We start from the raw sequence: 16,183 nt of genomic DNA, 5'->3' as shown, positions 1-16,183 counted from the left end.
CGCCCGTGGTGCCTGGTGCTTCCGGATGCCCAGGCCGGGCATCCGAGTGTGGAACCAGCCGGCGGCGGGACTAGGCGTCCGACGCGGCCGGCTCGCTGCCCTGCTCCGGCGAGAGAACACCCCAGGACACGAGCTGCTCGGTGAGCTTGCTCGGGGAGGTGTCGTAGATGACCGCGAGGGAACGCAGGTCCTCGTAACGGATTGAGAGCACCCGGCCGTTGTAGTCGCCGCGCTGGCTCTGGATGGTGGCCGCGTACCGCGCGAGCGGACCGCCCTGCTCCTTGGGAACCTGCGCGAGACGTTCGAGGTCGAGGACGATGCGCGGGGACTGCTCGAGGGGCGCCACGGTGGAGCCTTCGGGGAGCAGCTCCCCTACCGGCACGCCGTAGAACTCGGCCAGTTCAGACAGGCGCTGGACGGTGACGGCGCGGTCTCCACGCTCGTAGGAGCCCACCACGACGGCCTTCCAGCGACCGTGCGACTTCTCCTCGACGCCATGAAGCGAGAGCCCCTGCTGGGTGCGTATCGCGCGCAGCCGAGCACCGAGCGCCTTCGCATAGTCGGACATCGAAGTGCCCACTCCTGTCGTGGTCGATCAGCTGGAACCGGGGCTCTTGCCGCCGGCGGTTACCGATAGTAGTGCCCGCCAGGTTGAGGCTCGACACCCGGGGGGTCGTGTCGCCTCTTTCTTTGTACCACTTTCTGTAGCCTCCTGGTTGCGGCTGGCATTAGCGCCGCTGGTACTTCCCGGATGGGGCGCCGGCTGGTGCGTTTCGTCTATCTACGGTGACGTGTAGTGACGATTTCGGTGCTCGGTATGCGGAGCATCGTGACCCGTGTCACTCTCAGCAACGGCTCTCGCGGGCTGGTTGAAGCGTCCGCGGAATCCGTCCGTACCGGGCCGACGTCTTGCGTGGCCCCGGCCCTCAGGCCTGCTCGACCGGTCCCTTGGGCCCGGAGGCGGCTGGTACCGTCGCGTGGACCGCTCCTTTAAGGACCGTCCAGTGAGGCGGGGAAGGAGGGACACCTCGTGGCCTCGGCCGCGCAAGGCGACCCTGCCCGGAACATGACCGGGCGTACCGGGCGTACCGCCCGTCCACGAGACGAGCTCCGTGCCGGAACGGCCGATGTGAGCAGCACCCCCACCGGGTCCGAGGGGCTCACCGGGTCCGAGGGGCTCGGCATCACCCGCACCGTGCTCTCCGCCGCCGACATGAACCGGGTCGTGAGCCGGATGGCGCACCAGGTTCTGGAGAAGACCTCCGGCGGCGACGGCGTGGTCCTGCTCGGCATCCCGACCCGCGGCGTGCCGCTCGCGGAGCGGCTGGCGCGCCGGGTGGCCGCGGTCGAGGGCGTGACCCTTCCAGTGGGCTCCCTGGACCCGACGATGTACCGGGACGACCTGCGGCTGCGCGGCGTGCGCCCGCTCGAGGTGACCGAGATCCCCGACTGCGGGGTCGACGGGATGGTCGTCGTCCTGGTCGACGACGTCCTCTACTCCGGGCGCACCGTCCGGGCCGCGCTCGACGCGCTGTCCGCCTATGGCCGCCCCCGCGCTGTGCAGCTCGCCGTCCTGGTCGACCGGGGCCACCGCGAGCTGCCCATCCGCGCCGACTACGTGGGGAAGAACATGCCCACCTCGCGCCGCGAGTCGGTCGCCGTCCGGCTCCGGGAGGTCGACGGCGCCGACGCCGTCCTCATCGTCTCGTCGGACGCGCCGTGACCGCGCACACGGCCCCGCGCCGCCGTCCGAGGTGGTGGGTGTGATGAACCATCTGCTTTCCACCGCGGATCTCAAGCTCGACGACGCGCTGCTGGTGCTCGACACGGCGGACCGCATGGCGCGGGTCGCGGACGCGCCGGTCCGCAAGCTGCCGACGCTGCGCGGCCGGACCGTGGTCAATCTGTTCTTCGAGGACTCCACCCGTACCCGCACGTCCTTCGAGGTCGCCGCCAAGAGGCTGTCGGCAGATGTGATCAATTTTTCGGCCCGGGGGTCAAGCGTGTCGAAGGGCGAGAGCCTGAAGGACACAGCGCAGACCCTCGAGGCGATGGGCGCGGACGCCGTCGTCTGCCGTCATCCCGCGAGCGGCGCCCCGCACCGGCTGGCCAGCTGGGTACGCGGCAGCGTCGTGAACGCCGGTGACGGTACGCACGAGCACCCCACCCAGGCGCTGCTCGACGCCTTCACCATCCGCCGCCGGCTCGGCCGGCTGGACGGGCTGGCCGTGACGATCGTCGGGGACGTCCTGCACTCGCGGGTGGCCCGCTCCAACGTCTGGCTGCTGACGACCCTCGGCGCGCGGGTGACCGTGGTCGCCCCGCCCACGCTGCTGCCGCTCGGTATCTCCGGGTGGCCCGTCGAGGTGTCCTACGACCTCGAGTCGGTCCTGCCCAAGAGCGACGTGGTCATGATGTTGCGTGTGCAGCGGGAGCGGATGTCCGCGGCGTTCTTCCCGACCGAGCGGGAGTACAGCCGCCGTTACGGCCTCGACGCGGACCGGGCCGCGCTCATGCCCGAGCACGCCCTGGTCATGCACCCCGGGCCGATGGTCCGTGGGATGGAGATCGCATCCTCGGTGGCCGACTCGCCGCGCTCGACGGTCGTCGAGCAGGTCGCGAACGGCGTGAGCGTCCGCATGGCCGTCCTCTACCTGCTGCTCGGCGGCAGCGGCGCCGAACGGGAGTCCTCATGACATCGGTGATCGTGGTGCGTGGCGTCCGTCCGCTGGGCGGTGACGCGCGGGATCTGGTGATCGCCGACGGGACGATCGCCGCGGTCGCGCCGGCCGGGGGTGGCGAGCACACCGGCGTCGTGGCCGAGGCCACCGCGGGCTCCGCCGACGGCACCCGCCCCGCCCCCCTGGTCGTCGACGCCACCGGGCTCGTGGCGCTGCCCGGGCTCGTCGACCTGCACACCCACCTGCGCGAGCCTGGCCGGGAGGACGCCGAGACGGTCGACTCCGGCACCCGCGCGGCGGCGCTCGGCGGGTACACGACGGTGTTCGCGATGGCCAACACCGACCCCGTCGCGGACACCGCCGGGGTGGTCGAGCAGGTGTGGCGGCTCGGCCAGGACGCCGGGCACTGCGACGTGCGCCCGGTCGGCGCGGTGACCAGGGGGCTCGCCGGCGAGCGGCTCGCCGAGCTGGGCGCCATGGCCTCCTCCGCGGCGGCGGTCCGGATGTTCTCCGACGACGGTCACTGTGTGTCCGACGCGTTGCTCATGCGCCGCGCGCTCGAGTACGTCAAGGCCTTCGACGGCGTGATCGCGCAGCACGCGGAGGAGCCGAGGCTGACCGCCGGGGCGCAGATGAACGAGGGCGCCATGGCCGCGCGGCTGGGCCTGCCCGGCTGGCCGGCCGTCGCAGAGGAAGCGATCATCGCCCGGGACGCCCTGCTGACCGGGCACGTCGGGTCGCGCCTGCACATCTGCCACGTGTCCACGGCGGGCTCGGTCGAGCTCATCCGGTGGGCCAAGGCGAAGGGCTGGCGGGTGACCGCGGAGGTCACCCCGCACCACCTGCTGCTCACCGAGGAGCTCGTCGCCTCGTACGACCCGGTGTACAAGGTCAATCCGCCGCTGCGCACCGAGGCCGACACAGAGGCACTGCGAGCCGGGCTCGCGGACGGCACGATCGACTGTGTGGCCACCGATCACGCCCCGCACGCCTCCGAGGACAAGGAGACGGAGTGGGCCGCCGCCCGGCCCGGGATGCTCGGCCTCGAGACGGCGCTGTCCATCGTGATCCAGACCATGGTCGAAACCGGCCGGCTCGACTGGGCCGGTGTCGCCGACCGGATGGCGCTGGCGCCGGCCCGGATCGGCGCCGTCGCCGACACGCCGCGTGACCCGGCGAGCTTCGCCCAGGTGGGCGCGCCCGCCACCCTGACCCTGCTCGACCCGGAGGCGCGACGGGTGATCGATCCACTCGCCGTCGCCAGCCGGAGCAGCAACACTCCGTACGGTGGCCGCACGCTGCCCGGTGCCATCCGGGCGACGTTCCTGCGAGGCCGGCCCACCGTGCTCGACGGGAAGATCATATGACCTCCGCCTCACGATCCACATCCCTGCCGGGGATTACCCCGTTCGCGCTGGCCGGCCCCGTGCTGGCCGCCGGTGGCAAGGACCAGACGGGCCTGCACCTGCTCCTTGCCTTCGGCCTGTTGCTGCTGGTCGTGGCAGTCGTGGGCGCGATGCGACGGGCCTGGCGAGGCCGTGCGCAACAGCAGGAGGAGAACCTGCCGGACCTGCCCGAGCCGCCGGAGCAGACCGGGAACGTGCTGGCCGCCCCGCTGCGTGGGCGCTACCTCGGCACGGTGGACGCCGGCCACTGGCGGGAGTGGATCGCCGCGCGCGGCCTGGCCGGGCACGACGGCGACTACATCGCCGTCTACGAGCTTGGAGTGCGGGTCGACCGGGACGGCGAGGCGTTCTGGATCCCCCGGGAGGCCGTGCGGGGCGCCCGTCTCGAGCGGGCGCACGCCGGGAAGGTCGCCGCGCCGAGCCGGCTGATCGTGGTCGCGTGGTCGTTCGAGGGCCGGGAGCTGGAGGCCGGCTTCCGCGGCGAGGACCGGGCCCGCCAGCCGAAGGTCGTCCGCTCCGTGCACGACCTCATCGGGCCGGCGCCCGCCCAGCCGATGTCCGGCGACATCACCTCGCCGCACGCCCTGCCCCGGCCGCGCAACCGGCTGCGGCCCCGCGTGCCGGCGCCGGCACGCCCGGCCGAGCCCGGCGCGCCGGCCGCCGCGGCCCCCGCCCGCGGGCAGCGTCCTGATCTCGCCGCGGTGGCCCCGGGCGGGCCCGCGACGATGCCGATCCCGGTCAACGGCCGCCAGCCCCGGTCGGAGCGGGCCGGGTGGCGCCGCGGCGGTGCCGCGGCCGGCCAGGGCGCCGCCGTCGAGACCCCCGCGGTCGAGCGTGGTCAGCGCGGACACGGCGTGGACCCCGGCACGGGCGCTTACGGCGTGGCCTCCGGCGGCTCCGCCGGAGCCGGCACCGGTGGCTACGACACCGCTGCCCACGGGACGGGTGCCCTTGCGACGGGTGGCCAGGACACGGCCGCCTACGACATCCGCGCCCACGTCACCGGCGCGCACAGCATCAGTACCGACGGCACCGGCGCCCACGGCACCGGCGCCCACGTCACCGGCGCGCACAGCATCAGTACCGACGGCACCGGCGCCCACGGCACCGGCGCCCACCGCGCTGGCGGGTACGGGACGGGCTCGCACCGGACAGGTGCGTATGACACCGGCGGTTACCGGCCAGGTGCCCACGACGTGGGCACCCAGGGCTCCCAGGCCGTGAGCGGCGGGACGGCCGGCTACGACACAGCCGGGTACAGCACGGCCGGCTATGACACGGCCGGCTATGACACGGCCGGGTACGACACGGGCGGGTACGGGACTGACAGCTACGACCCGCGACGCCAGGGTACCGGCGGGCCGGACGCACGCGGCTACGCCACCGGCGGGTACGGGCGCCCCGGCGCCCCCGGGCCGGCCGCTCCCGACCAGGGGGCGCTCGACTCGGCCGCGTACCACCTGGGTGCCGGCGACACCGGCGCCTACAACTCGGGTGCCTACAACTCCGGTGCCAACGGCACGGGTGCCCACGATTCGCGTGGATACGGCCAGGACGCATACGACCAGGGCCGGCGCGACCCGGGCGGACGTGACCAGGGTGGATACGACCGGGATGCGGCGTACGGCACCGCCCGCGGTCGGACCGGGACGCCGCCGGCCACCGGCGGGCCAGACGGCGAAGGCCACTACTGGCGGACCGGCGCCGACCCGGCGCAGCGGCCGCGTGACCCAGAGACCAGCTTGTACATCTCGCCGTCCGGTGAGGTCTTGTACCGGCGGGAGGAACACCCGTGACAGCGGCGTCCTGGCGGCGGGCCAGGCGTGGTGGGGCCCCGGCCGGCGGCCGGGCACGACGGATCGATGCGGGGGTGAGCCGGTGACCGGCTTGGACAGGCAGCCGGCTCCGCCGGAGCGGGAGCAGGCGCGGCGCGGGCCGGGAGCTCCCCGGCGGGCGGTACTCATGCTCGAGGACGGCCGGAGCTTCGTCGGGGACGCGTTCGGCTCGGTCGGCGAGGCGTTCGGAGAAGCGGTCTTCTCCACCGGGATGACCGGCTACCAGGAGACCCTCACCGACCCGTCGTTCCACCGTCAGGTCGTGATCATGACGGCGCCGCACATCGGCAACACCGGGGTGAACGACACCGACTACGAGTCCGACCGCATCCAGGTGGCCGGCTTCGTCGTGCGGGACCCGAGCCGGCTGGCGTCGAACTGGCGCGCCCAACGCACCCTGGACGACGAGCTCGAGAACGCCGGCGTGGTCGGGATCAGCGGGGTCGACACCCGCGCGCTGACCCGTCACCTGCGCGAGCGCGGCGCGATGCGGTGCGGGGTCAGCAGCACCGACACCGATCTCGACTCGCTGCTCGACCGGGTGCGGGAGTCGCCGGAGATGGTCGGCGCGGATCTCGCCCCGGAGGTCAGCACGGACAAGCCCTATGTCGTCGAGGCGCGGTCGGGCCTGCCGGTCTTCACCGTCGCCGCGCTGGACCTGGGCATCAAGCGGAACACCCCGCTCTCCATGGCCGCGCTGGGCTGCGAGGTGCACGTGCTGCCGGCCCGCAGCACGGCCGCCGAGCTGCTGGCCCTCTCGCCCGACGGGGTCTTCCTCTCGAACGGCCCGGGTGACCCGGCCCGCGCGGACTACGCGGTCGAGACGCTCACCGGGGTGCTGGAGGCCGGTGTCCCGGTCTTCGGGATCTGTTTCGGCAACCAGGTCCTCGCCCGGGCGCTGGGCTTCGAGACGTACAAGCTGACCTACGGCCACCGCGGCGTGAACCAGCCGGTCGCCGACACCCGGACCGGCCGGATCGCGGTCACCAGCCACAACCACGGCTTCGCGGTGCGCGCGCCGCTGACCGGTACGACCGACACCCCCTATGGGCGGGTCGAGGTGAGCCACGTGGCGCTCAACGACGACGTGGTCGAGGGCCTGACCTGCCTGGACGTGCCCGCGTTCAGTGTCCAGTTCCATCCCGAGGCGGCGCCTGGCCCGCACGACGCCCAGGGACTGTTCGACCGGTTCTGCGGCCTGATGGCGGCCGGCCGGCGGAAGCGGGGAGAAGGCTGATGCCCAGGCGCGAGGATCTGCGCTCCGTGCTGGTGATCGGCTCCGGGCCGATCGTCATCGGCCAGGCGTGCGAGTTCGACTATTCCGGGACGCAGGCGTGCCGGGTGCTGCGGGCCGAGGGCCTGCGGGTGATCCTGGTCAACAGCAACCCGGCCACGATCATGACGGACCCGGAGATCGCCGACGCGACCTACGTCGAGCCGATCACACCGGACATCGTCACGAAGATCATCGAGCGGGAGCGGCCGGACGCCATCCTGGCCACGATGGGCGGGCAGACGGCGCTGAACACGGCGGTCGCCCTGCACGACGCCGGGGTGCTCGAGCGCTTCGGCGTCCGGCTCATCGGCGCCAACATCGACGCGATCCGCTCCGGTGAGGACCGGCAGGCCTTCAAGGACATCGTCGCCTCCGTCGACGGCGAGACGGCCCGCAGCGCGATCTGCACGACCGTGGCGGAGTGCCTGGCCGCGGCCGAGGAGTTCTCCTACCCGGTCGTGGTGCGGCCGAGCTACACCCTCGGCGGTGCCGGCAGCGGGTTCGCCCACGATCCCGACGAGCTGCGCCGGATGTCCGCGGACGGGCTGGCGGCCAGCCCGACCACCGAGGTGCTCGTCGAGGAGTCGGTGCTCGGCTGGAAGGAGTTCGAGCTCGAGCTCATGCGGGACCGCGCCGACAACGTGGTCGTCGTGTGTTCGATCGAGAACATCGACCCGATGGGCGTGCACACCGGTGACTCGGTGACCGTCGCCCCGGCGATGACCCTGACCGACCGCGAGTACCAGCGCATGCGGGACATGTCGATCGCCGTCATGCGCGCCGTCGGGGTCGACGCGGGCGGCTGCAACATCCAGTTCGCGGTCGACCCGGCCACCGGACGTCTCGTCGTCATCGAGATGAACCCGCGGGTGTCCCGTTCGTCCGCGCTGGCCTCGAAGGCGACCGGCTTCCCGATCGCGAAGATCTCGGCCAAGCTGGCGCTGGGTTACACCCTCGACGAGATCCCCAACGACATCACCCGCACCACCCCGGCGGCCTTCGAGCCGACCCTCGACTACGTCGTGGTGAAGGTGCCGCGCTTCGCGTTCGAGAAGTTCCCGGGCGCCGACACGATGCTGACCACGACGATGAAGTCCGTCGGGGAGGCGATGGGGGTCGGGCGCAGCTTCGCCGAGGCCCTGCAGAAGGCGCTGCGCTCGATGGAGCAGTCGGGCCTGGCGTTCACCTTCGACCCGCCGGGCCGGTCCGCGGCGGAGCTGCTCGACGCGGCCCGCACCCCGCACGACGGGCGGCTGCACACCGTCCAGCAGGCGCTGCTGGCCGGCGCGACGCCCGCCGAGGTGACCGATGCCACCGGCATCGACCCCTGGTTCGTCGACCAGATCGTGTTCATCAACGAGGTCGCCGCGTCGCTGGTCCGCAACCCGGACGGCATCCGCCGCGCCAAGCGCGCCGGGTTCTCCGACGCCCAGCTCGCGGGCCTGCTCGGCACCAAGGAGGACGTGGTCCGGTCGTTCCGGCACCGGGCGGGCATCCGTCCCGTCTACAAGACGGTCGACACCTGCGCCGCCGAGTTCGCCTCCGCGACGCCGTACCACTACTCGTCCTACGACTCCGAGACCGAGGTCGCGCCGAGCGAGAAGCCCCGGGTGATCGTGCTCGGCAGCGGGCCGAACCGGATCGGGCAGGGCATCGAGTTCGACTACGCCTGTTGCCACGCGGTGATGGCGCTCTCCGAGGCCGGCTACGAGACCGTGATGGTCAACTGCAACCCGGAGACGGTCTCCACCGACTACGACACCGCGGACCGCCTCTACGTCGAGCCGCTGACCGTCGAGGACGTCCTGGAGGTCGTGCACGCCGAGTCGCAGGCGGGGCCGCTGGCCGGGGTGATCGTGTCGCTGGGCGGCCAGACCCCGCTGGGCATCGCCGCCGCGCTCGCCGACGCCGGCGTCCCGCTCGTCGGCACGCCACCGAAGGCCATCCACCTCGCGGAGGACCGCGGCCAGTTCGGGCAGGTGCTCGCCGCCGCCGGCCTGCCCTCGCCGCCGCACGGGGTGGCCACCTCCTACGCCGAGGCGCGCACGGTCGCGGACCGGATCGGCTACCCGGTGCTGGTGCGGCCGTCCTATGTGCTCGGGGGGCGTGGCATGGAGATCGTCTACGACGATCCGATGCTGCGGGACTACATCGAGCGCGCCACGCAGATCTCGCCGGAGCACCCGGTGCTGGTGGACCGCTTCCTCGACGACGCGGTCGAGATCGACGTGGACGCGCTCTACGACGGCTCCGAGCTCTACCTCGCGGGCGTGATGGAGCACATCGAGGAGGCCGGGGTGCACTCCGGCGACTCCGCCTGCGCGCTGCCGCCGATCACCCTCGGGCGCTCGGAGCTCGACCGGATCCGCGAGTCCACCCGGCTGATCGCCGAGGGGGTGGGTGTGCGCGGGCTGCTCAACGTGCAGTACGCGCTGCAGTCCGACGTGCTCTACGTGCTGGAGGCCAACCCGCGCGCGTCGCGCACGGTGCCGTTCGTCTCCAAGGCGACGGCCGTGCCGCTGGCCAAGGCCGCGGCCCGGGTGATGCTCGGCGCCACCGTGCCCGAGCTGCGGGCCGAGGGCCTGCTGCCGGAGTACGGCGACGGCGCCACCCTGCCGCTGGACTCGCACATCTCGGTCAAGGAGGCCGTGCTGCCCTTCGGTCGGTTCCGGGACGCGGGCGGGCGCGGGGTGGACACGGTGCTCGGCCCGGAGATGCGCTCCACCGGCGAGGTGATGGGCATCGACGACGGCTTCGGCACCGCGTACGCCAAGTCGCAGGCCGCGGCCTACGCGTCGCTGCCGACCTACGGACGGGTGTTCGTCTCCGTCGCCAACCGCGACAAGCGTGCGATGATCTTCCCGATCAAGCGGCTGGCGGACCTCGGCTTCGTCGTCTACGCGACCGAGGGCACCGCCGACGTGCTGCGCCGCAACGGGGTCAAGGCCGTGGTTCTCGGCAAGCATCGGGCTCCCAGCGAGAACCTCATCGACTGCGTCGAAATGATCATGTCTGGCCAGATCGACCTGGTCATCAACACGCCGTGGGGTGTCGGGCCACGGCTGGACGGATACGAGATCCGCACCGCCTGTGTCAGCGCCGGGGTGCCCTGCATCACCACCATTCAGGGCGCCGCCGCGTGCGTGCAGGGTATCGAGTCGCTCGTAAGGGGCGAACTGGGGGTGCGGCCGCTGCAGGAGTACCACGCGGCCCTGCGGTCGACCTGGGGGACGACCCCCGAGGGACTGCCGGGTGCGACCTCCGGCTCGGGCTACCGGGCGCCGGGGGCGCGGCCGGGACCCGCGCCGGGCGCCGGGTCGGGATCCGGCTCGGCCGGCGGGGCGCCCGCCTCGACCGTGGCGGACCGGTGACCTCATCGGGCGCCCCCCGCCGGTGGACGCCACCGGCGGGCCGCGCCCCGATCGCGGTCGCGCTCGACGCTCCGGACGCCGCCACCGCACTGGGCTGGGCCCGCGAGGTGGCGCCGCACGTCGCCGTGCTGAAGATCGGTCTGGAGCTCTTCTGTCGGGCCGGGCCGACGATCGTGACTGCGCTGCGTGACGAAGGGCTGCTCGCTCCGGCTCGGTCGGCGGCGCCCGCGGCGCCCGCTCGGGTGGTGAGTTCCGTCACGGGGGGTGATGTGGCGGACGGCTGGGGTGAGCCGCACGGCTCCGCGGCGCCCGAGCTCTTCCTCGACCTGAAGCTCCACGACATCCCGGCGACCGTGGCCGGCGGGATGCGCTCGCTGGCCACGCTGGCACCTCGCTTCGTGACCGTGCATGCGGCCGGCGGTGCGGCCATGGTGCGCGCCGCGGTCGACGCCGGGCCCGATGTTCATGTAACCGCGGTCACGGTGCTGACGTCGCTGGACGCCGCCACGCTCGCCGCCGTCGGGCTGTCCGGACCGCCCTCGGACGCCGTCCGCAGGCTCGCGGTGCTCGCTGTGGAGGCCGGTGCGCGGGCGCTCGTCTGCAGCCCGAAAGAGGTCTCTATGGTCCGCGCGGAGCTTGGTGAAACTGTGACTCTGGTCACGCCTGGAGTGCGTCCAGAGGGGTCTGAGCGGGCTGACCAGGCCCGGGTCGCCACCCCGGAACGGGCGCTCGCCGACGGTTCGGACCTCCTCGTGATCGGCCGTCCGATCACCTCCGCGGCCGATCGGGCCGTGGCCGCCGCCACTATCGCCACCAGGGTTACTCCACTCCGGTAGGCCCTTGACCTGCGCAAACGCCACTACGGGTGGATCTGGGCCGCTCTGGGTGCCCGAGTACCGGTACGGTGGGGCCGCTACGGACCGAATGCGTCCGGCGCGTGCGACGCAGGTCATTCATCCGGGCAAAGGCTGTGTCTTGTGGGGACAATGCGGGGTACCCCCGTGATGCAGCTCCGGCTGGACCGAGGAGCCTCTTCCTCGCTAGTTTGCGCGGCGCGATCACCGAATTGAGGAGGCGTACCCGTGACCCTGCCGCCCCTGACGCCCGAGCAGAGGGCCGCCGCCCTCGAGAAAGCCGCGCTGGCCCGTAAGCAGCGCGCCGAACTCAAGGAGCGGTTGAAGAAGGGGGAGATCAGTCTTACCGCCGTTCTCGAGCTGGCGGACAGCGATGAGGTCGTCGGCAAGATGAAGGTTTCCGCGGTCTTGGAGTCGCTTCCCGGAGTGGGCCGTGTTCGGGCCCAGAAGATCCGGGAGCGTCTCGGTATCAGCCCGACCCGCCGTTTGCGCGGGCTCGGGGCCAAGCAGCGTGCCGCGCTCCTCGAGGAGTTCGGCGCGAGCGCCTGAGTGTGGCGTGATGCATAGGTGTTCCGATTGCCGGGTCGTTGGTAACGGCCCGTAACGGGCGCCGCCGGAAGGTGTTGAGGCCGCGAGGCGTCGACACGTTCCGGTGCCGTCGGCGTTCATTGCGTCGCGGATTCGCGTCACTCGATCAATCGCCGGCGGGCCGTGAGGAGTTCTCGCCGAATGTCCTGGGACTAAAGTCCCAGGGGTTCGGTGATGGCGATCCCGATCCGTTTGGCGTGCACCGGCCGGGGCCACCCGTGTGGTCACCCGACCGGGTTCCCATTGACGGCCGCATACCATCGGGGTGAACGGGGGAACCCGTCCTTTGATGGCATCTTGATGACGATGGTCCGTTGGCTGACGGTAGGGGACGGCGGGCGCCGGGGGGCGCCGGGCCGGCCGTCGCCGGCGTGGCCCGCCCGCCCCGCCTGAACCTGCGTGACCCCGTGGAGGGGCTCTAAGGTGTCGGGATGGGACTGACCGTGTTGTCGGGGCCGTCCGGAGTGGGGAAGGGCACGGTCGTCGCCGCCGTCCGCCGGCTGCACCCCGAGGTGTGGGTGTCGGTGAGCGTGACGACGCGAGCGCCGCGGCCGGGCGAGACGGACGGCGTCGAGTACCACTTCGCCGACGCGGAGGAGTTCGCCCACATGGTCAAAGTGGGGGAGTTCGTCGAGCACGCGATGTTCGCGGGGCACGCCTACGGCACTCCTCGGGGACCGCTCGAGGAGCGGCTGGCACAGGGCGTTCCCTGCCTGCTGGAGATCGAGCTGCAGGGCGCCCGGCAGGTCCGGTCGGCAATGCCGGGCGCCCGGTTCGTCTTCCTGGCCCCGCCTACCTGGGACGAGCTCGTCCGTCGCCTGACCGGTCGGGGCACGGAGGCACCTGATGTGATCCGCCGGCGCCTCGACCGGGCCCGCATCGAGCTGGCGGCCGAGACGGAGTTCGACGAGGTCGTCGTGAACGACGAGGTCACGGCCGCCGCCGCGAAGCTGGTGGGGCTGATGACCGGTCGCCCGCGGGACGCGCACCGCGCTGCGGACGTCCCATGACCGGCGGCTCGGCGCTCCACCTCCCGGGGACGCGCGGTCTCCGGGGCACCCACGGCCCGGCGGTGAACGGCTCGGTGACGGGCTGTACCGGTTGCGGCTGTACTGTTGTCCGGGACAGGGCTCGGCCCAGGCCGCCCACGGCGCGCCTGGAGCCGCCCGACCGCCCCACCCCGGAAGGACACCGTGTCCGGTACTGTCGCCCAGCCCGAGGGCATCACGAACCCGCCGATCGACGAGCTGCTCGAGGCCACCGACTCGAAGTACAGCCTCGTCATCTACGCGGCGAAGCGGGCCCGCCAGATCAACGCCTACTACTCCCAGCTCGGCGAGGGCCTGCTGGAGTACGTCGGCCCGCTGGTGGAGACGACCAGCGCCCAGGAGAAGCCGCTGTCGATCGCGCTCCGCGAGATCAACTCCGGTCTGCTCACGCACGAGACGATCACCGACCCGCTGCCGCCGATCTCCTGACCCACGCGGCCTCCGCGGCTCGCGTCCGTCTCGCCGGCCCTGCCCGTCCTGCCCGCCTCGGTTGTTCCGCGTGACAGGCGGCGGGGCGGGGATGCGCGGCGGTGGTTCGGCCGGGGCGGCGCGGCGGCCGCGGGTCGTGCTCGGCGTGTCCGGCGGCATCGCCTCGTACAAGGCCGTCGAGGTGCTGCGCCAGCTGACCGAGTCCGGCCACGACGTCCGCGTCGTGCCGACGGCCGCGGCGCTGCGTTTCGTCGGCGAGGTCACCTGGGCGGCGCTGTCCGGCCAGCCGGTGGTGACCGACCTGTTCACCGACGCCGAGGACGTGGCGCACGTCCGGGTCGGGCGCGAGGCCGACCTGGTGCTGATCGTGCCCGCCACCGCGGACCTGATGGCGCGGGCCGCGGCGGGCCGGGCGGACGACCTGCTCACCGGCACGTTGCTCACAGCCACCTGCCCGGTGCTGTTCGCCCCAGCCATGCACACCGAGATGTGGCAGCACCCGGCGACCCGCGCCAACGTCGCCCTGCTCCGCGAGCGGGGCGCCCTCGTGCTGGAACCGGCCGTCGGCCGGCTGACCGGCGTCGACTCCGGGCCGGGCCGGCTGCCGGAGCCCACCGAGATCGCCTCGGTCGCCCGGGCGGTTCTCGCCCGCGGGCGTGACGGCATGCGGCCCGACCTCGCCGGCCGCCACGTGCTCGTCAGCGCCGGTGGCACCCGCGAGTACCTCGACCCGGTGCGGTTCCTCGGTAACGCCTCCAGTGGCCGGCAGGGATACGCGCTGGCCCGCGCGGCGGTGGCCCGCGGCGCGGCGGTCACCGTCGTGGCCGCCAACGTCGCCCTGCCCGACGTGGCCGGCGCGACCACGGTGCCGGTGGGCTCGGCCGAACAGCTGCGGGCGGCCGTGCACGACGCGGCCCCCCGCGCCGACGTCGTGGTCATGGCGGCGGCGGTGGCCGATTTCCGGCCCGCCACCGAGCACAAGTACAAGATCAAGAAAGAGTCCGCGGCGCCGGACGCGATCGAGCTGATCCGCAACCCGGACGTCCTGGCCGAGCTTGTCGCGAACCGCCGTCCCGGGCAGGTGCTGGTCGGGTTCGCGGCGGAGACGGGCGGACCCGACGCCGGGGTCCTCGACCTCGCCCGGGCGAAGCTCGCCCGCAAGCCGGTGGACCTGCTGGTGGTGAACCGGGTCGGGTCCGGCCTGGGGTTCGAGGTGGAGCAGAACAGCGCCGTCCTCCTTGACCGTGCGGGTGGGGCCGCGGAGATCCCCCTGACCAGTAAGGATCTTCTTGCCCACCAGGTGCTCGACCGGATCGTCGACGCGCTGCACGACCGGAAGCCGGCCGGTGCGCATACCCCTGAGTGAACCTCGGTAAACTGCGTCGGTATCAGTCCTGATCTCCCCAGGGGGTAGTCCAGTGGCGACGCGCCTTTTCACGTCCGAGTCCGTCACGGAAGGACACCCGGACAAGATCGCTGACCAGGTCAGCGACTCCATCCTCGATGCCATGCTCAAGGACGACCCGAAGAGCCGGGTCGCCGTCGAGACCATGATCACCACTGGTCAGGTGCACGTGGCCGGCGAGGTGACCACCAAGACCTACGTCGACATCGCCTCGGTGGTCCGCGAGCGGATCCTGGAGATCGGTTACGACTCCTCCAAGAAGGGCTTCGACGGCGCCTCCTGCGGCGTGAGCGTCTCGATCGGCTCGCAGTCGCCCGACATCGCCCAGGGTGTCGACACCGCCCACGAGGCGCGCGTCGAGGGCTCCACCGAGGACGACCTCGACCGTCAGGGCGCCGGCGACCAGGGCCTGATGTTCGGGTTCGCCTGCGACGAGACCCCCGAGCTCATGCCGCTGCCGATCGCCCTGGCACACCGGCTCGCCCGGCGGCTGTCCGCCGTCCGCAAGGACGGCCAGGTCGGCTACCTGCGCCCCGACGGCAAGACGCAGGTCACCATCGAGTACGAGGACGGCAAGCCGGTCCGCCTGGACACCGTTGTGGTCTCCTCGCAGCACGCGGCCGACATCGACCTCGACACCCTGCTCGCGCCCGACGTCGCCGAGTACGTCGTGGAGCCGGAGCTCGCCCTCCTCGAGATCAGCACCGAGGGGCGCCGCCTGCTGGTGAACCCGACCGGTCGCTTCGAGATCGGTGGCCCGATGGGCGACGCCGGCCTCACCGGGCGCAAGATCATCGTGGACACCTACGGCGGGTACGCCCGGCACGGCGGCGGCGCCTTCTCGGGTAAGGACCCGTCCAAGGTCGACCGCTCGGCTGCCTACGCCATGCGCTGGGTCGCCAAGAACGTCGTGGCCGCGGGCCTGGCCAGCCGCTGTGAGGTCCAGGTCGCCTACGCGATCGGCAAGGCCCACCCGGTCGGCCTGTTCGTCGAGACCTTCGGCACGGGCAAGGTGCCGGACGCGCAGATCCAGGACGCCGTCACCCAGGTCTTCGACCTCCGCCCGGCCGCGATCGTGCGGGACCTCGACCTGCTGCGCCCGATCTACGCGCAGACGGCCGCCTACGGGCACTTCGGCCGCCCGGAGCTGGACTTCACCTGGGAGGCGACCTCCCGCGCCGACGCCCTGACGGCCGCCGTCAAGGGCTGACGCCACCTGATCCGCCCGCAGGGGCGGAGCCGACCCCCCACCGGGGACGGCTCCGCCCCTGCGCATTTTTGGGCGGTTT

13 protein-coding genes are annotated in these 16,183 nt (G+C 72.6%); 12 read left to right on the top strand and 1 reads right to left on the bottom strand.

From position 1 onward, the window contains the following. Positions 1–70: 70 nt before the first annotated feature. The gene (locus MXD62_RS25200; protein WP_006540108.1) at positions 71–568 is read right to left on the bottom strand and encodes a transcriptional regulator; all 498 of its coding nucleotides are present in this window, start codon (positions 566–568) and stop codon (positions 71–73) included. Between the two features lie 561 nt (positions 569–1,129). Between MXD62_RS25200 and pyrR the strand changes: the two genes are divergently transcribed. The 12 genes from pyrR to metK all read left to right on the top strand — a co-directional run bounded on the left by pyrR (position 1,130) and on the right by metK (position 16,104). Beyond that, positions 1,130–1,723 (top strand): bifunctional pyr operon transcriptional regulator/uracil phosphoribosyltransferase PyrR, encoded by a 594-nt coding sequence (gene pyrR, locus MXD62_RS25195; RefSeq protein ID WP_071064888.1) that lies wholly within the window; start codon positions 1,130–1,132, stop codon positions 1,721–1,723. A 43-nt stretch (positions 1,724–1,766) separates the two neighbouring features. Further along, positions 1,767–2,696 carry an aspartate carbamoyltransferase catalytic subunit gene (locus MXD62_RS25190; protein ID WP_020459316.1) on the top strand — a complete coding sequence of 310 codons (930 nt, stop codon included), beginning with the start codon at positions 1,767–1,769 and terminating at the stop codon, positions 2,694–2,696. After that, positions 2,693–4,048, top strand: coding sequence for a dihydroorotase (locus MXD62_RS25185; RefSeq protein ID WP_248831916.1), 1,356 nt, complete (start codon positions 2,693–2,695; stop codon positions 4,046–4,048). The genes MXD62_RS25190 and MXD62_RS25185 overlap by 4 nt, the downstream gene beginning before the upstream one ends. After that, positions 4,045–5,883 (top strand): hypothetical protein, encoded by a 1,839-nt coding sequence (locus MXD62_RS25180; protein ID WP_248831915.1) that lies wholly within the window; start codon positions 4,045–4,047, stop codon positions 5,881–5,883. The genes MXD62_RS25185 and MXD62_RS25180 overlap by 4 nt, the downstream gene beginning before the upstream one ends. Positions 5,884–5,965: 82 nt before the next feature. After that, positions 5,966–7,159, top strand: coding sequence for a glutamine-hydrolyzing carbamoyl-phosphate synthase small subunit (gene carA / locus MXD62_RS25175; RefSeq protein WP_248831914.1), 1,194 nt, complete (start codon positions 5,966–5,968; stop codon positions 7,157–7,159). Further along, positions 7,159–10,569: a carbamoyl-phosphate synthase large subunit gene (carB, locus tag MXD62_RS25170; RefSeq protein WP_248831913.1), complete on the top strand. Its 3,411-nt coding sequence runs from the start codon at positions 7,159–7,161 to the stop codon at positions 10,567–10,569. Before carA ends, carB begins: the two co-directional genes overlap by 1 nt. Next, entirely contained in the window at positions 10,566–11,405 is an 840-nt protein-coding gene (pyrF, locus tag MXD62_RS25165; protein WP_248831912.1) for an orotidine-5'-phosphate decarboxylase, read from the top strand. The genes carB and pyrF overlap by 4 nt, the downstream gene beginning before the upstream one ends. 246 nt (positions 11,406–11,651) lie before the next feature. Beyond that, the gene (gene mihF, locus MXD62_RS25160) at positions 11,652–11,972 is read left to right on the top strand and encodes an integration host factor, actinobacterial type (RefSeq protein ID WP_248831911.1); all 321 of its coding nucleotides are present in this window, start codon (positions 11,652–11,654) and stop codon (positions 11,970–11,972) included. A 470-nt stretch (positions 11,973–12,442) separates the two neighbouring features. After that, positions 12,443–13,021 carry a guanylate kinase gene (gene gmk / locus MXD62_RS25155; RefSeq protein ID WP_020459323.1) on the top strand — a complete coding sequence of 193 codons (579 nt, stop codon included), beginning with the start codon at positions 12,443–12,445 and terminating at the stop codon, positions 13,019–13,021. Positions 13,022–13,204: 183 nt separating this feature from the next. Then, entirely contained in the window at positions 13,205–13,489 is a 285-nt protein-coding gene (gene rpoZ / locus MXD62_RS25150) for a DNA-directed RNA polymerase subunit omega (RefSeq protein ID WP_020459324.1), read from the top strand. Between the two features lie 91 nt (positions 13,490–13,580). Next, positions 13,581–14,855 (top strand): bifunctional phosphopantothenoylcysteine decarboxylase/phosphopantothenate--cysteine ligase CoaBC, encoded by a 1,275-nt coding sequence (gene coaBC, locus MXD62_RS25145; protein ID WP_248831927.1) that lies wholly within the window; start codon positions 13,581–13,583, stop codon positions 14,853–14,855. Positions 14,856–14,907: 52 nt separating this feature from the next. After that, a complete protein-coding gene (gene metK / locus MXD62_RS25140) occupies positions 14,908–16,104 on the top strand; it encodes a methionine adenosyltransferase (protein WP_020459326.1) in 1,197 nt (398 codons plus the stop codon). Positions 16,105–16,183: the final 79 nt, after the last annotated feature.

Origin of the sequence: Frankia sp. Mgl5 (genome assembly GCF_023242985.1) — a bacterium.
In the GTDB taxonomy this organism is placed as follows: Bacteria; Actinomycetota; Actinomycetes; order Frankiales; family Frankiaceae; genus Parafrankia; species Parafrankia soli.
This window is presented reverse-complemented; position numbering and strand designations above follow the sequence as displayed.